Origin of the sequence: Massilia sp. X63 (assembly GCF_041023745.1) — a bacterium.
Lineage (GTDB): Bacteria > Pseudomonadota > Gammaproteobacteria > Burkholderiales > Burkholderiaceae_D > Telluria.
This window is the reverse complement of the sequence record NZ_JBFTEF010000007.1, coordinates 227,392-243,603: the sequence shown is the minus strand read 5'-3', so window position 1 is coordinate 243,603 and position 16,212 is coordinate 227,392. Positions and strand designations below refer to the sequence as shown.

General features: G+C 68.8%; 12 protein-coding genes. 6 read left to right on the top strand and 6 right to left on the bottom strand.

Annotated features, from left to right (window positions below):
* Window position 1 precedes the first annotated feature (1 nt).
* The 3 genes from AB3347_RS16065 to AB3347_RS16055 form a co-directional block, all read right to left on the bottom strand.
* Window positions 2-2,845, bottom strand: a complete 2,844-nt coding sequence (locus AB3347_RS16065) for a type VI secretion system Vgr family protein (RefSeq protein WP_369092800.1) — start codon at window positions 2,843-2,845, stop codon at window positions 2-4.
* Between the two features lie 79 nt (window positions 2,846-2,924).
* Window positions 2,925-4,109 carry an esterase/lipase family protein gene (locus tag AB3347_RS16060; RefSeq protein ID WP_369092799.1) on the bottom strand — a complete coding sequence of 395 codons (1,185 nt, stop codon included), beginning with the start codon at window positions 4,107-4,109 and terminating at the stop codon, window positions 2,925-2,927.
* 236 nt (window positions 4,110-4,345) lie between these two features.
* Window positions 4,346-5,605, bottom strand: coding sequence for a dienelactone hydrolase family protein (locus tag AB3347_RS16055; protein ID WP_369092798.1), 1,260 nt, complete (start codon window positions 5,603-5,605; stop codon window positions 4,346-4,348).
* 247 nt (window positions 5,606-5,852) lie between these two features.
* On the opposite strand from AB3347_RS16055, the gene AB3347_RS16050 reads away from it, so the two are divergent.
* From AB3347_RS16050 to AB3347_RS16030, 5 genes are all read left to right on the top strand, one after another.
* The gene (locus tag AB3347_RS16050) at window positions 5,853-7,523 is read left to right on the top strand and encodes an MFS transporter (RefSeq protein ID WP_369092797.1); all 1,671 of its coding nucleotides are present in this window, start codon (window positions 5,853-5,855) and stop codon (window positions 7,521-7,523) included.
* A gap of 1 nt (window position 7,524) precedes the next feature.
* Window positions 7,525-8,610 carry an HlyD family secretion protein gene (locus AB3347_RS16045; RefSeq protein WP_369092796.1) on the top strand — a complete coding sequence of 362 codons (1,086 nt, stop codon included), beginning with the start codon at window positions 7,525-7,527 and terminating at the stop codon, window positions 8,608-8,610.
* Window positions 8,607-9,980 (top strand): efflux transporter outer membrane subunit, encoded by a 1,374-nt coding sequence (locus tag AB3347_RS16040; RefSeq protein WP_369092795.1) that lies wholly within the window; start codon window positions 8,607-8,609, stop codon window positions 9,978-9,980. The genes AB3347_RS16045 and AB3347_RS16040 overlap by 4 nt, the downstream gene beginning before the upstream one ends.
* Window positions 9,977-10,618, top strand: coding sequence for a tRNA-uridine aminocarboxypropyltransferase (locus AB3347_RS16035; protein ID WP_369092794.1), 642 nt, complete (start codon window positions 9,977-9,979; stop codon window positions 10,616-10,618). Before AB3347_RS16040 ends, AB3347_RS16035 begins: the two co-directional genes overlap by 4 nt.
* A 94-nt stretch (window positions 10,619-10,712) precedes the next feature.
* Window positions 10,713-11,861 carry a PA0069 family radical SAM protein gene (locus AB3347_RS16030; protein ID WP_369092863.1) on the top strand — a complete coding sequence of 383 codons (1,149 nt, stop codon included), beginning with the start codon at window positions 10,713-10,715 and terminating at the stop codon, window positions 11,859-11,861.
* Window positions 11,862-11,882: 21 nt separating this feature from the next.
* Here the strand turns inward: AB3347_RS16030 and AB3347_RS16025 are convergent, their stop codons facing one another.
* Window positions 11,883-12,812, bottom strand: coding sequence for an AraC family transcriptional regulator (locus tag AB3347_RS16025; RefSeq protein WP_369092793.1), 930 nt, complete (start codon window positions 12,810-12,812; stop codon window positions 11,883-11,885).
* An 87-nt stretch (window positions 12,813-12,899) separates the two neighbouring features.
* Here AB3347_RS16025 and AB3347_RS16020 point away from each other — a divergent pair, with 87 nt between their 5' ends.
* On the top strand, window positions 12,900-14,348 hold the full coding sequence (locus AB3347_RS16020) for a cytochrome P450 (protein WP_369092792.1): 1,449 nt from the start codon (window positions 12,900-12,902) through the stop codon (window positions 14,346-14,348).
* 27 nt (window positions 14,349-14,375) lie between these two features.
* Here the strand turns inward: AB3347_RS16020 and AB3347_RS16015 are convergent, their stop codons facing one another.
* Together AB3347_RS16015 and AB3347_RS16010 are read right to left on the bottom strand one after the other, a co-directional pair.
* Complete coding sequence (locus tag AB3347_RS16015; protein WP_369092791.1) at window positions 14,376-14,951, bottom strand: gamma-glutamylcyclotransferase; 576 nt, start codon at window positions 14,949-14,951, stop codon at window positions 14,376-14,378.
* Between the two features lie 32 nt (window positions 14,952-14,983).
* The gene (locus AB3347_RS16010; RefSeq protein WP_369092790.1) at window positions 14,984-16,120 is read right to left on the bottom strand and encodes a substrate-binding domain-containing protein; all 1,137 of its coding nucleotides are present in this window, start codon (window positions 16,118-16,120) and stop codon (window positions 14,984-14,986) included.
* Window positions 16,121-16,212 lie beyond the last annotated feature (92 nt).

Genomic DNA, 16,212 nt, shown 5'->3' with positions numbered 1-16,212 from the left:
CTCACTCCACCATGGAAAAGGCCGCACCTGCGGCAAGCGCGCGTTTGAGGCACTGGACGCAGATACTGCGCGGAAGCGCAGGCATCGGATAGCCCAGCCGTTGCGGGGCCGTCAGGCTCTTCGTGGCTGCATGCACTGTGAGCTTCCCAGGACATTGCACACCAATATTCCCGTCCTCGATGGTGAGACTCGCGCCACCGGCGGTCGACAGGACGATCCGTTGTGCGGCAGCCCAGTCGACATGCGCGTTGGCGCTGATGACACGGATGTCGTCGCGTGCCTGGACGGTGGACGTATCCGCCTGGGCTTGAAGATCGACCGCGTCCTTTGCAGCGATCAGTTGCAAGCCGATGCCGTCCGTACCAGCCTTTACCGCCGCCCCGAGCGCACCGATCGCCTGGCCGGCATGGATGCGCAGGTCGGCACCGCCGAGTAACTGCGTATCCTGTACGCTCATCAGGGCTGTGGTATCGCCGCTTGCCAGTTGCAAATCTTGTCCAGCAGCGGCCCCGAGGGAGCCATGCGCGGAGACCACGAGGACGGGTGCGTCTGGATGCGGCAATTTGCCCGTCCCCGGGTCTTCCGCCGAGGCGCCGGCCGCACCAGTACCGTTAACGCTTGCAGACACGGTGCGCGCAAACGCCTCCAGCGGCGCAGTTTCAACGTTCAGCAGGCTTGCGTTCGGCTTCCCAGCGCCGGCATGGGTCGCCAGTCCTACCGTCCGATGGGCAGTCGCTGCGGCGTGCAACGTGCCGACGGCAGCAGCAGCCTGGCGGGCGAGCGCGATTCCCGCTTCGTCGGCTCCGGCGGGATCGCGGGACCGCGCGTCGTGCGTGATTCCGTGGCTCGACACTAGGAGCCCCGCTGCCCCGCGCACCGCCCCATACGCGTCGGAGCGCAGTTCGGCGCCGCGTCCGCGGAAACTGCCGCGATAATTGTCGGCGGCGTGGTGCAGGTGTCCCAGGTTCAGCTCTGTCGCGGACGCTGTACTCCTGAGCTGGACGCGGCCTTGCCCATCGGTGTCGTCGAACAGCAGCTGGTTGTATCCCGCTCGACCAAGTCCGGCAGTGCGAATACCCCACTGTGCCGCCGCGTTGCGGTGTCCATCGCCGCCGGCCGAAGCGCCGTGCCATACGGGGCTGTTTCCTGCCGTGAGATTGCCTTGTCCCGAGCAGGAATGGTCATGCGCCCGGCCAAAGCACTCCTGCCTGCTGTCCTCGTTCCGCCTGCCGCCTGGCGTAGCGGCGATACCGCCTTCGCCCCTGCCGTTGTACAGTGCCCCGACCACGACCGGCCGGTCGATATCGTTTTCAATAAACTGCACCAGCACTTCTTGCCCGATTCGGGGCAGGAACTGGCTGCCCATGTTCGCGCCCGCCAGGCGCTGTCCAACCCGGACCCAGCAGCTGGCATTGCTGTTGTCCTGCCAGTGAAACCGGATGCGGATGCGACCCAGGCGGTCGCAGTACACCTCGTCGCTGCCGATCGGCTCAGTGTTCCCATCCGGCCCGATGACGATCGCGGTCTGCGCGCCACGCGCAGTCGGCCTGGCCCTGATGCGGTCGTCGTCGCAGCACAGCTGAGGGCGCCATGGGATCTCCGCAGGAATCGCTTCGAAGGCGTTGGCATAGCCAAACGTCCGAGCATGGTCGATGAGTAGTGCAAGCTCGTCCAGACGGCCCTCGACAGTCTTTTCCAGTAGCTCGGGGAGCGGACCGAAGAGTTCGGCCAAGGCCTGCTGTGCCGGCGGGGGCATATTGTTCACGCCGACGCTTCGCACGCGCGACATGGTGAACCCTGCCGTACCGCCCAGCCGCTGCAAGAATGTCGCTTCGACCGTCAGCCGCGTCCCGGCACGCAGCGTGCGCACGGTGGAGCGGCCCTGCCATAGCTGGCTGCGTGCTTCGGTCGCTTCCATCTGCAGATTGGCATGTCGTCGCGCCTGCGCAAGATCCGCGAAGGCGTACTGTCCTGGGACATCGTAGGATTCAAGTTCCGGCAAGCCGGCAGCATGGATAAACGAGGGGGAAGATGCGCCGACCAGCCGTCCGGACTTGTAATCGCTGCTTTGCAAGGTGGTCAGCGAGGCATGCAGGCGTCTGTGCGCCACGAGTGCCTGCACCGAATCCTTCTGCTCCACTGCGCTTGCGCCGTGATAGCGGACGCTTGTGCCGTCCCGGCAGCCCGGATCGTGTGGCATGGCGTCGAGGCTGGTGCTGTTTGCAAACAACACGAGGCAAGGGCCGTCTCGGGTCTGTTCGATGCGCCAGCCAAGGCCTTCGTCAGCCAGAATCCGGCGCACGAAATCCAGATCCGATTCGCGGTACTGACAGCAGTAGCTGCGCAGCGGCACGGTGGCAAGCACTCGCGCCGTGTCGCTGCTCCAGCGCCATCTTGCTCCGGGCGAGTAGGCGGCGAATATTTCGTCAACGATATCCACGATCGACTTGTCTTGCCAGACACGGCTGTTGCGCGCATGCGCCAGCCGCCACGTCCATGGCGTGATCCGGATGCGGTAGCGTGCAAGCCCTCCGTCGCTGCCGAGCGTGGCAATGGCGCCGATCTCGCCGCCGACACGTTCGAGGCTGCCGTCGGCAAGCGTGATCCCGAGTGCCACTGGCTGGCCCAGCAGCGACTCGACGTCCAGATGCGCGCTGGTGGACAGTGCGATGACCTCGCACGTGGAAATGCCGAGCAGGGAATCATCCGCGGCGTAGGCTTCGACGAGCAGGGTGGATGAGGCGACGTCCCGCGCCTGATCGCCGATCGTGAGAACGAGGAACCTGGTCGTACCCGAAAACTCGGCAAGCGCTGCCGCGATCCGTTCCGTCAATTCGGTGCTCATGCTGACGTGCTCCATTCCTGAATGAAACCGCCAGCCACGATACGTGCGAGTTAAAAGAAGGCTCTTGCGTTAAGTCATCCTACAAAGCAAAGATGATGTCGCTGATCCGCTCGTACACCGGATTGGCCGACGGTCCCGGGTTCGGCCAGTTCAGGATGTCGAAGTGGTCGTAGCCCTTGTAATTCCCCAGGAAGTTCCACACTCCCTTGACCGGCTTGCCGTCGTACGCGCGCACCGGGTGCCCGGCGGGGGCCCGCATGCTCACCGTATTCACCACCCCGTCGTTGGCGAACCAGGCGCTGTCGATGCGCACCCGTCCCGCACCCTGCTGGGTGTAGCCGCCCAGCCCGTTCTGCAGGGCCGAGGGCACGATCCATTCGCCGGCCATGCCCTTGAAGGCGGGGATCATGTCCAGCCGCGGATACTGGTACGAGATGGTCTGGATCGGCGCGATCGCGCGGTCGGTCTCGTTGCAGCACCAGCTGCCGGCTTCGGTGGCCACCGTCCCCAGCGAGAAATAGTAGATGTGCGGCGAGGTGCGCGCCCAGGCATTGAATTCGCGCGCGCCGTCCGGCGACAGTTCCCAGTTGGCCCAGCGGTGCCTGAGCAGCTCGCCCAGCGGCGTTTGCAGCGGCGGCATCACGTTCAGCACCGCGTCGGCGAAGGTGGTGCCGTCGTGGGGCGCCGAGATCGTGCTCACGCTGCGCACCCAGCCCACTTTGCCGCCCTTGAACAGCGTGTGGCCGCCTTCATCCTCGGGCGAGCCGTGTTCGAGCAGCTCGACCAGGGCGCGGATGGTCGTGCCGCCCTGGCTGTGGCCGATGAAGTGGACGGGGTGGGCGGCGTCCCAGGCCGGGTAGAGCGCGAGCGGGTAGTTCTCGGGGTTGTTCCTGGGGTCGGCCGCCCAGCACTTGCCGGCGGGTTGCTGCTGCTGGCCGGGCAGGCCGTACTTGCGCACGTGGGCCGCGCCGTAGTCGACGCAGCCGCCCTTGATCTGGGCATACAGGTCGGCGGCGCGGTCCCAGTTGGAGCTGACCGGGCCGACCACCGCCGCGAACACCGTGCGCGGCCCGCGGTAGACCTGCATGTGCGAGGCGATGTCGCCGTAGCCGCCCCAGTAGTTGAAGCCGCTGTGCTCGAAGGTGTCCGGGCCGAAGCCGAGGAAGCCGTGGACCAGGATGACGGGGTCGTTGTTGGCTGCCGGCGCGGGCACGCAGGTGCAGAGCGCGGCCAGCGCGAGCAGGGCGTGAGTGATGCGAAACATGCAATTCTCCGGGATGGCGTCAGGGCCATTGTCGGAGCTGGCGGCAGGGCGCGGTTTGCGCTGGGTCGGAATCCTGGCGGGTGCCGGATATTACGCACAGAAACAGTGCGTAGCTTGCTTGACAGTGGGCGGTCGGGTCCTCCCGAGCGCGCGTTCGACAAGTGTTCACGTATCGAACAATGTCGCGGTTTCGGGGACCTGCGTTGAACGCGCGGTCGGCACAGCCGACCACCCTACTAGTTCGTGGCCTTGTTGGAACCGATCGAGGTCGTCGGCGCCGACGCATTCGGGTCCGCAACCGGCTTCGGCGCCGGCGTGACCGAGGCCGTCATCGAGGCCTTCTCGGCCTGGTCGATGTCGCCGTTCCACACCACGTAGTCATCCACCGAGTACAGCCGGCACGGCTCCGTGCTCTTGGCGGTGCAGGTGGCCAGCGCGCGGCCGTCCGGGTCTTCGCCTTCCTCGGCCCAGGTCCAGGCGCCGCTCGGCGACACCGCGAAGGCGCGCGGGCTCATCTTGGTGAGGTATTCCTGGTAGGCGCGGCGGCCGTTCTCGGACAGGAAGGGCACGGCCTCGACGTCGTCGACGCTGGCGTAATCGGTGCGCGCCGGGGTCGGCGGGGCCGGTACCTCGTGGATGACCTTGGTCGGCATGCCGACCTGGGCCAGGAAGCGCATGGTGTCGTCCAGCCACACCTTCTCGCCGTCGCGGCTGGCCAGCATGCCGTGCGAATCGCGCTTGAAGGCGGGGAACTCCACCAGGCGGCCGCTGCCGCCGGCCTGTTCGAAGGCCGCATGCATGCGCTGCGCCAGTTCGGGACCGAACAGCGAATCGTTCTCGCCATACATCCAGAGGGTCGGCAGCTTCGACTTGGCGCCGTATTCCGAGAAGGCCGCCACCAGCGCCGAGCGCCAGGCGCAGCGGTCGCTGTCGTCGCGCAGGCCGCCGGCAAAGTTGATCAGGCCGCGCACGCCCGGCAGTTTCTGGGTGCCGAGGGCGATGGTGGCCAGGCCGCCGTAGGACTGGCCGGCGACCACGATGCGGTCGGCGTCGACCCATTTCTGCTGGCGCGCATAGGCGAGGGTGGCGGCGATGTCTTCCGCCTGGGCATAGCCGTTGGCGGTCATGTTGCAGCCGAAGTCGCGGTAGCGGCCAGTCGAATTGGCGAAGCCCTGGCGCATCGGCACCATCACGGCGTAGCCGCGTTTCACGAAGGCGGTGGCCATGTGATAGAAGCGGTCGCGCGGCTGCAGGTTGGGGCGGCCCGGATCCTTGCCGTGGTTGATGATGATGAGCGGGAAGGGCCCCGGCCCATTCGGCTGGAACACGGTGGTCTCGAGCATGGCGCGACCTTGCGGGCCGGCAGGTACCTGCTCGATGTGCTCGTTCATCCGGTGATCAAGTTGCAACTCCTGCTGCACGGCGATCCCGGGGATCATCGCGGCAGCCGCCAGGGCGGCGGCAAGCAGGTTGCGGAGCGTGAAGCGTTGGACCATGTTGACTCTGTTTCGACGACGACCAGTTGAAGCAAATACGGAACAAATTTCCGCATGGCATAAATTGATTCTAGGTACGTAGAAAACACAGAGCAATACTCGTTGTGGCAATTCTGAGGGTAAATTTTCGTGCCATGCCAAAGTGATCACGCCGCCAGCGTTTGCGGCCGCCTCCGGCAGGTGTCCGACGTGGTTTTTCGTGAACGGTTATCATGACAACCTGTCAAGGGAGCCGAGGGATGATCGGATGAGCAAGTACGCGCCGCGCGAATGGGCGCCTGATGAGAAGCCGATGCTCCCCGGCTCTCCGTCCACGCCTGCCCATCCGACCCCGCTGCGTTTCGCCTACCTGTTCGTTGGCATCCTGATCACGATTACCGGCGGCCTCGGCAACGCCCTGGTCTCGGTCAACCTCGTCAACCTGCAAGGCACGCTCGGCGCCTATTCCACCGAAACCACCTGGCTGCCGGCCGCCTACGTGATGGCCAACGCCTCCATGAACCTGCTGCTGGTGAAGTTCCGCCAGCAGTTCGGGCTGCGCCTGTTCACCGAGTTCTTCCTGGTGCTGTATGCCCTGGTGACCTTTGCCCACCTGTTCGTGGGCGACCTCGGCTCGGCCATCGCGGTGCGCGCCGCCCACGGCATGCTGGCGGCGGCGGTGTCGCCGCTCGGCTTGTACTACGTGCTGCAGGCCTTCAAGAAGGAGTGGCGCCTGCGCGGCATGGCGCTGGCGCTCGGCTGCGCCCAGCTGGCGCTGCCGCTGGCCTACATCTTTTCCGGCGACCTGCTGCAGATCGCCGAGTGGCGCGGCCTGTACATGTTCGAGCTGGGCCTGGCCCTGGTTTCGCTGGCGGCGGTGCTGATGCTCAAGCTGCCGCCGGGCGACCGCTTCCAGGCCTTCCGCCCGATGGACTTCGTCACCTTCGCCCTGTTCGCGCCCGGCATGGCGCTGCTGTGCGCGGCGCTCAGCTTCGGCCGGGTGCTGTGGTGGTTCGAGGCGCCCTGGATCGGGGTCGCGCTGGCGGCCTCGATGCTGTTGCTGGCGGCCGCCATCTGCGTCGAGCACAACCGCACCAATCCGCTGCTGAACATCCGCTTCTTCACCAGCGCGAACATCCTGCGCCTGGCGCTGTCGATGATCCTGGTGCGCATCGTCCTGTCCGAGCAGAGCGTGGGCGCGGTCGGCTTCCTGCGCATGGTGGGCCTGAACAACGACCAGCTGCAGACCCTGTATGCCATCGTGCTGTGCGCCACCGTCGCCGGGGTGGTGGTCTCGGCGCTGACGATCAACGTCAAGCACCTGATGGCGCCCCAGGTCGTCTCGCTGGTGTTCATGGCGCTCGGCGCCTGGCTCGACGCCCACGCCACCAACCAGACCCGCGCCGAGCAGATGTACCTGAGCCAGAGCCTGCTCGCCTTCGGCGGCACCCTGTTCCTCGGGCCGCTGGTGGTCTCCCTGATCGGCAGCGTGATCGCCAACCCGGCCAACCTGATCAGCTTCTCGGTGCTGTTCGGCCTGACCCAGAACCTGGGCGGCCTGCTCGGTTCCGCCATCGTCGGCACCTTCCAGGTGCTGCGCGAGAAATACCATTCCTCGGTCATCGTCGAGCACCTGAGCAGCCTCGATCCGCTGGTGGCCAGCCGCATCCAGTCCGGCGCAGCCGCGGTCGGGCAGCTGGTGGCCGACCCCGCCGCCCGCACCCGCCAGGGCGTGGCCTCGCTGGCCGCCAGCGCCACCCGCGAAGCCAACATCCTGGCTTACAACGACGTCTTCCTCGTGCTGTCCGTACTCGCCGCCACCGCCGCCGCATGGATCTTCGTGCACGCCGTGTGGCTGCATTATTTCCCCGCCCCGCAGCCCGTGCCGGCAACGCCGCCGCCCGGGGCGCCGCCGCCACCCGAACCAGTGACCGACTGATATGTCCGAATCGTCCACATCCCCCGCCAACAAACGTTCGCGCCGCATCCTGCTGAGCGCACTCGCCTTCGGCGCCATTGCCCTGGCCGGCGTGCTGCTCGTGCTCTACGCCTGGAACCTGCCGCCCTTCCGCAGCACGCTGCAGAGCACCGAGAACGCGCTGGTACGCGGACAGGTGACCATCATCAGTCCCCAGCTGAGCGGCTACGTGGTGGAGGTGCTGGTGCAGGATTTCCAGGCGGTGCGCAAGGGCGAGCTGTTGATGCGCATCGACGACCGCATTCCGGGCCAGCGCCTGGAACAGGCGCGCGCCGAGCTGGCCACGCGCCGCGCCGCGCTCGAGAACTACGCCCAGACCAGGCGCAGCGCGCAGGCCACCATCGCGCAGAGCCAGGCGACGCTGGCCTCGAGCGAAGCGCAGGCGCGGCGCGCCGAGGCCGACCTGCGCCGGGTGGAGGAACTGGCGGCCGACGGCTCGCTGTCGGCGCGCGAACGCGACGCCGCCCGCGCCACCCGCGCGCAGGCGGTGGCGGCGCGCGAGCAGGCCGGCGCCGCGCTCGAGATCGCGCGCCAGAACCTGCGCTCGGTGGGCGTGAGCCGCGCCTCGCTGGAAGCCGCGCTGGCGAACGCCGAAGCGCAGGTGCGCCTGGCCGAGATCGACCTGTCGAACACCCGCATCCTGGCGCCGCGCGACGGCCAGCTGGGGCAGGTGACGGTGCGCCAGGGGGCCTTCGTGAACGCCGGCGCCCAGCTCACCGCCCTGGTGCCGAACACGCTCTGGATCATCGCCAACATGAAGGAAACCCAGATGGCCAACGTGCGCCTGGGCCAGCCGGTGCGCTTCACGGTCGACGCGCTGAACAACGCCGCGCTACGCGGCCACGTGGAACGGATTGCGCCGGCGACCGGCTCCGAGTTCTCGGTGATCAGCCCGGACAATGCGACCGGCAACTTCGTCAAGATCGCCCAGCGCATCCCGGTGCGGATCAGTATCGACCCGAACCAGCCGCTGGCGCAGCGCCTGCGGCCCGGCATGTCGGTGGTGGCGTCCATCGATACCGCCTCCGCGAGCAAGGAAGCGCCATGACGCGCGCCGTTTGTCTTGTCGTAGCGCTGCTGCTGGCCGGCTGCGCGATGGCGCCGCAGCCGGCGCCCGCGCCGACCCTGCAGGTGCCGGCCGCATGGCGCACCGCTCCCGGCAGCGATACGGTCGTGGCGCGCGACTGGTGGCAGGCCTTCGGCGACGCCCGGCTCGACGCCCTGGTGCGGCGCGCGCTCGACAACAACGGCGACCTGCGCATCGCACGCGCACGCCTGCAGGAATACCGGGCGCGCGTGCGCGTCGCCGCAAGCAGCCAGGTCCCGTCGCTGAACCTGTCCTTCGGACCGTCGCGGGCGCGCGCCATCGGCCCGCTCGGCCAGCCGGTCGAGGTGAGCTCGGTGGTCGGCGCGGTGCAGGCGGCGTATGAAGTGGACCTGTTCGGGCGCCTGGCCAGTACGACCGAGGCAGCGCGCTTCGAGGCCCTGTCGCAGGAAGCCGCGCTCGACGCGGCGGCGCTGTCGGTGGCCGCCAACACGGCCTCCGGCTATTTCAATCTGCTCGGCCTGGACGCCCAGTTGGCGCTGGCGCGCGCCACGCTGGCTTCGCGCGAGCGTTCGTTCGCGCTGGCGCGCCACCAGTTCGAGGTCGGCTACAGCTCGCGCCTGGAGATGTCGCAGGCCGAGGCCGAGCTGCACGCGACCGCCGGCGTGGTGCCACAGCTGGAGCGCGCGATCGCGCAGCAGGAACAGGCCTTGAACCTGCTGGTCGGCAGCAGCCCCGGAACCGTGGCGCGCGGCCTGCCGCTGCTGGACCTGCGCCTGCCGGCGCCCGCGCCCGGCCTGCCCTCGGAACTGCTGCGGCGCCGCCCCGACATCGCCCAGGCCGAGCGCGCCGTGGCGGCGTCCGACGCCGGCCTGGCCGCGGCGCGCGACCAGCTGCTGCCCTCGATCCGCCTGACGGCATCGCTCGGCGCCCAGGGCCACAGCCTGGGAAGCCTGCTGCAGTCGCCCGTCGAGCTGTGGAGCATCGGCGGCAGCGTGCTCGCGCCCCTGTTCGACGCCGGCCGCCTGCGCGCCCAGGCCGAGATCGCGGGGACCGTGCGCGACCGCGCCGTGTTCACGTACGAGAACGTGGTGCGCGGCGCCTTTGCCGAGACCGAGAATGCGCTGGCCGCGATCGACGGCCTGCGGCGCCAGCTGCTCCAAGCCGAGGCGCGCCGCACGGCCGCCAAGGAGGTACTGCGGGTGGCGCACAACCGCTATGCCAACGGCTACGCCTCCTACCTGGAGGAACTGGACGCGCAGCGCAATGCCTTCAGCGCCGAGAACACCGTGCTGCAGCTGCGCGCCAGCCTGCTGGCGGCGCACGTCGACCTGTATCGGGCGCTGGGCGGCGGTTGGCGCTTCGTACCATGAGCGGCGCCATGAGCGCGGTCGGCGTGAAACGCGCGCGCTGCCCGACCTGCCTGCGCGCGCAGTCGGCCTGCATCTGCCGCTGGATCACGCGGGTGGAGGCGCGCGCGGCGCTGCTGGTGCTGCAGCATCCGCTCGAGGTCAACAATGCCAAGAACAGCGCCCGCCTGCTGCACCTGAGCGTGCCCGGCAGCGTGCTGTCGGTAGGCGAGGCCTTCGATGACGCCGAACTGGATGCGCTGCTGCATGCTGGCGGGCGCGTGCCGGTGCTGCTGTATCCGGACACCCCGGGCGACGCCGGCCTGCCGGCACCGCCACCCCTGGCGCCGACGCAGGCGGACCGGCTGCGCCTGGTGGTACTGGACGCGACCTGGCGCAAGAGCCGCAAGATGCTGTACCTGAACCCGCTGCTGCAGCGCCTGCCGCGGCTGGCGCTGGTTGACGTCGCGCCCTCGAACTACCGCATCCGCAAGGCCCATGCCCCGCACCAGTTGTCCTCGCTGGAAGCGGCCGCCCTGGCGCTGGCCCAGCTGGAAGGCGAGGGCGCACCGTTCCAGCCGCTGCTGGACGCCTTCGAGGGTTTTGTGCAACAGCAAGCGGCTTTCGTGCCGCCTGCCACGCCGGACTTGAAATCCGACTGAGCAAGGCGTACCATACTGTATAAATATACAGTATGGAGCCGCCGTGCCCGATCGCCCCCGACCAAGCCAGCGCCAGCCCGTGGACGAGCAGACCATGCTCGGCCCGCGTTCGCCTGCTTTGCCGCCGGTCCTTGCCCGTAAAGGGCGCGGCGCGGTGTCGAACCTGCAGGGCCGCTACGAAGTCAACGGCCGCGAAGCATTCGACGACGGCTGGGAGCGCGATGACGACGAAGCGTCCGCCATCAAGACCATCGTCACCGACGAGCACGCCAAGACCATCCTCACGCGCAACGCCTCGCCCGACATCCCCTTTAACGTCTCGCTGAACCCCTACCGGGGCTGCGAGCACGGCTGCATCTACTGCTTCGCCCGACCGACGCACAGCTACCTCGGCCTGTCGCCGGGCCTGGATTTCGAAAGCCGCCTGTTCGCCAAGGTCAATGCGGCCGAGTTGCTGCGGCGCGAGCTGGCCAGGCCGGGCTACGTGCCGGAGCACATCGCGCTCGGCGTCAACACCGACGCGTATCAACCCTGCGAACGTGAACTGGGACTCACGCGCCAGGTGCTCGAAGTGCTCAAGGAGTGCCATCATCCGGTGGGGCTCATCACCAAGTCCTCGCTCATCGAGCGCGACATCGACCTGATCGCGCCGATGGCGGAGAAGAACCAAGCCTGCGCCGCCATCACCCTGACCACGCTCGACCCCGGGATCGCGCGCACGCTGGAGCCGCGCGCCGCCGCGCCGGCACGCCGGCTGCGCACCATCCGCACGCTCGCCGAGTCCGGCATCCCGGTGAGCGTGAGCGTGGCGCCCATCATTCCCTTCGTCACCGAACCGGAGATCGAACGCATCCTGGAAGCCGCGCGCGACGCCGGCGCGATCGGCGCGCACTACGTGGTGCTGCGCCTGCCGCACGAGGTCAATCCGCTGTTCCAGGAATGGCTGCAGGCCCATTTCCCCGACCGGGCCCAGCGCGTGATGAACCGCATCCGCGACTTGCGCGGCGGCAAGGACTACGACAGCGACTTCAGCAAGCGCATGCACGGCGAGGGCGTGTGGGCCGACCTGATCCGCCAGCGCTTCAGCAAGGCCGTGGAGCGCCTGGGGATGGGGGAGTTTCGCGGGCGTTTCGGCCGGCTGGATGGCGCGCAGTTCCGCAAGCCGCTGACCGTGCCGGCGCGTCCGGCGGCCGCCGCGGGCAGGGCGGGCGGGAATGCGGCGGGGCAGCTGGACCTGTTCTAGCAGGCTCGCCGCCCCTGACGATCATACCCACAGCCGGTAGATCCAGAACGATTCGTCCTCGACGTAGCGATCGGCGAATTCGGTTGGCGGAAAGCCGCAGATCTGGCGGGTGACGCGGCTCAGGTGGGCCTGGTCCGAAAAGCCTTCGTCGAGCGCCAGCGTGGCCCAGTCGAAGGGCTGGCCGGTCTCGTAGCGTTCGCGGGCCGCGAAAAACAGGCCTTCGGTGCGCACCAGCGACTGCCACTCGCGCAGCGAGCGTCCGCTGAAGGACTTGATGCGGCGTTCGACCTGGCGCGTGCCGTGGGTGTCGCGCCACTGGTGCGCCTGCCAGGCCAGGCGCTGTACCCAGTGCCGGCCCATCTGGCGCAGCGAGGGGCGGCCCGATGCGCTTCCCTGGGCATTGCGCCAGCGCCGGCCGAGCTGGTCTTCCAGCACCCGCATGGCGGCGGCGTCGTCGGGCGCATCCAGCAGCGCCTCGAAAAACGGCTGCCAGTCGGCGCCGAGCGCCGCGTGCGCCGGCACGAAGCGGTCTTGCAGGGCGGCGAGTTCGATGCCGAACAGGGCTTGCGCGGCGTCCGGCGCGAAGCAGGCCATGTAGCCGCGGCCGCCGGTGGGCGACCAGGTGACGAGCGGGTGCGAGTGGCTGCCCGAGAGCACCACGCGCGCGCCGAACGGGCGCCAGCCACCGTGCGCGTCCACCACTCCCCCCTCCATGCCGTGGTACCACGACAGCGTGACGACCGGCGAGGCGGGGAAGTGCGACAGGCGCTGGGCATCGCTCAGCACCAGCCCCGAGGTGTCGCGCCGGACCAGCGCCAGCATCGCGCCCTGCAGCGCGGGCGGCGCCAGGTAGAGCCGGTCATGGGGGGCTTTATCCCCGGCGCATATCCGCGGCGCGCGCGCCTTCGGGTCGGGGCAGCGGGCGAAAAGATCGTGACTGTCGGGGGCCATGAGCCAGCAGTATAGGCATGCCCAGGCGGCCTGTCGATGTCGTTTGCATTCAAGACGCGGCCGGCGAAACGGCGAAGAATGGACGCCATGGACACGACAAATTCTCCCCGCTGCCCCTTCCATGCGGACGGCATGCCGTCCGCTTCCGACACCCAGGCGCCGGCGCCGCATCCGCCCGCGCATTCGCCCATGCATGCGCCTGCTACCTGGCCGCCCGGACCGCCGTCCGGGCTGACCGGCTGGGGCCTGCTGGCGCACATGGCGCGCGACCTGCCGGCCGCCGTCGCCGGCTGGCGCCAGGCCTACGGCGACGTCGTCCACCTGCGCATCTGGCCGGAGCACCAGATCGTGTTGAGCGACCCGCAACTGGTGCGCGAGCTGCTGGTGCAGCACCACGACGCCGTCATCCGCTGGGAGCGCGGCGTCAAGGTGTTCTCCTACCTGCAGGGCAACAGCGTCCTCATCGCGGAACACGGCCCCTGGGCGGCCAAGCGCCAGGCGCTGCAGCCGGCCTTCGCGCCGAAGTCGGTCAAGGGCTTCGTGCCGACCATCGCGCAGGCGGCAGAGGCGGCCATGGCGCTCTGGCAGCCGGGCGCCGCCATGCCGATCGACAGCCTTCTTACCGCGCTGGCCATGGACGTCATCATGCGCATGATGTTTTCGTCCGAGATCGGCAGCGAGGCCCGCGCGATGGAAGCTGCGGTGCACGAGGCCCTGGTGGACGGCAATGCCGAGATGTTCTGGCCAGCCAGCGCGCCCGACTGGCTGCCGTGGAAGCGCCGCAAGCGCCAGGTGAGCGCGCTGCTGACCGGGATGGTCGAGCGGCATATCGAAGCACGGCTGGCCTTGCCCGACGAGGCCTGGCCGCAGGACCTGCTGAGCCGCCTGCTGGCGCTGCACCGCCAGGATGCGGCCGCCTGGCCGCTGGCGGCGGTGCGCGACGAATGCATGACGGCCTTCCTGGCCGGGCACGAGACCACGGCCGCCAGCCTGGTCTGGTGGACCTGGTGCATGGCGTCGAATCCGGCGGCGCAGGAACAGGCGCGGCGCGAGGTGGATGCGGTGCTGCAGGGACGCCTGCCGACCGAGGACGCCCTGCCGCAGCTCGGCTACCTGGCCCAGACCTTGAACGAGACCATGCGCCTGTATCCGGCCGCGCCGGTCCTGATGAGCCGGCGTGCGACCCGCGGCGTCGAGTTGGGCGGCTTCACCATCCCGGCGCGCACCATGTTCATGATTCCGGTGTTCCTGATGCACCAGGACCCGCGCTGGTTCCCGGAGCCGCAGGCCTTCCGGCCGGAGCGTTTTGCGCCCGGCGCGCCGGCGATTCCGCGCGGGGCCTTCATGCCCTTCGGGACCGGGCCGCGGGTATGCCTGGGCCAGCACCTGGCGCTGGCGGAGATGACGGTGGTGGCGGCCATGCTGCTGCAGCGCTTCGTGCTGGCGCAGGCGGACGGGCAGGCCGCGCCGGAACCGGAGCTGAACATCTCGCTGCGCCCGAAGCAGCCGCTGGTGCTGAAGCTCTCGCGCAGGTAGCGCCCTGGCGGCAGGTGCTCAGGGTGCTCAGGGCGCCGCGCCGAGCAGTTCCTGCAGGTGGCGTTCGATCGCGTGCACGTGCTCGTCGTGCCGGCCGAGTTCGCGCAGGGCGCGCGCCAGCTCCAGCAGGTATTCGCTGTTCGGGCCGCTCGGGCCGCGCGCGCCGGCGATCTGGCGCGCGATGTCGCGTTCGCTGGCCGGACCCAGGTAGGCGGCATTCTCGTGCGTGGCGATGTAGACGATGCCTTCGGCCGTGCCGCCATCGTCGAACCTCATCTCGGTGGCCAGGCGCAGGTAGCCGTTCTTTTCGCGGTGGTCGAGGTGGGCGAATTCTTCCGGCGTGACCAGGTAGGCCATGCCGTCGCAGCGCGCGCCTGCGTCGGGCACCAGGGTGACGACGCGGCCCGGCGCCGCTTCGGTGCCGCGGTGGTCGTGCGAGCCCTGCCAGAAGCGCCGGCTCCAGCCCTGGATGGACGCGGGGCGGCGTTCGATGAAGGGAAAATCGGCCTTGAAGATCAGCGAGCCGTAGCCGAACAGCCAGACGCTGTCGTGGCTGTCGAAACGGTCCATCAGGCGGTTGATCTCGATGGTATTGAGGGACATCGGTGGCGGGGAAAACGGGAATGCCCGCTATTCTAGCCTGCCGCGTGCTCCGGCGCCGGCGCCGGCGCCGGGGCGTGCTTCGGGGTCCGGAACGCATACCAGGGCAGGGCGCGGCGCAGCGCGACCACTTCGCCGGCAGCGGCGATGTCGTAGCCGGGCAGGTCGGCGATCAAGGCCTGCCATTCGCTGCGCCGCAGCAGTTCGCGCAGCTTGCTCACCGGCGGCCGGTCCACCGCCTCCTTCAGGCAGACGAAATAATACTGCTCGCGGATCAGCGGCACGAAGGCCAGTCCGAAGGCCGCCGCCGCGGCCTGGATGCCGAACCCGGCGTCCGCTGCGCCCGATGCGATGCTGGCCGCCACCGCCAGGTGGGTCGGCTCGGTGTTGTCGAAGCCGGCGATGTGTTCCGGCCGCAGGCCTGCCCTGGCCAGCAGCTGCTCGATCGTGACCCGGGTGCCGGAACCGGGCTGGCGGTTCACGAAGCGCACCTCCGCGCGCGCGAGGTCCTCGACGCTAGCGATGCCTTTGGGATTCCCGGCGGCCAGCATCAGGCCCTGCTGCCGGCCGACGAAATTGATCAGTTTGTGGCGGCCCGGCTTGAGCATCGACTTGAACGCCTTGTGCGTCATGCTGCCCGGCGCGTGGTCTTCGCTCACGTGAAAGCCGGCCAGCAGGCATTCGCCGCGCGACAGGGCGGCGATGCATTCGAGGCTGCCGCGGAACTGCAGGTCGAGGTGCAGCTTGGCCTCGCGCGCCATGAATTCCTTCAGGCGCGGCAAGGCCAGGTCGTGGCTGGCGAACATGGGGATCACGTGCGCCTGCGGATCGAAGGCCAGCGCGAACTCGCGCTCCATCTCGGCGATCAGGTTGTCGACATGGGGCTGCACGCGCATCCTGGCCTGTCGTTCGGCGTACAGCAGCTTTTCGCCGAAGGGCGACAGGCGCGCCCGCTTGCCGCGCTCCCACACGATCAGCTCGGCCCGCAGCGCGGTCTCGAACTTTTTCAGCTCGCCCCAGATGTGGCGGTAGGACAACCCGAGCCGCGCCGCCGCCGCGCCGACCGAGCCGCAGCCGTGGATCGCGCCGAGGATGTCGAACAGGGGATTGCCGAGCTGGCGTTGGGGGGAGGGGGAATGGTCGAACGTGTATGCCAGGTTGACGCGCAACATATGCAAATTTGTTCATATTGAAAGATTTTCAGTATAGCTTAGGATGGGGCACCACCCATGTCGATGGCGGGCCGGCCCGGGCCTGGGCCCAC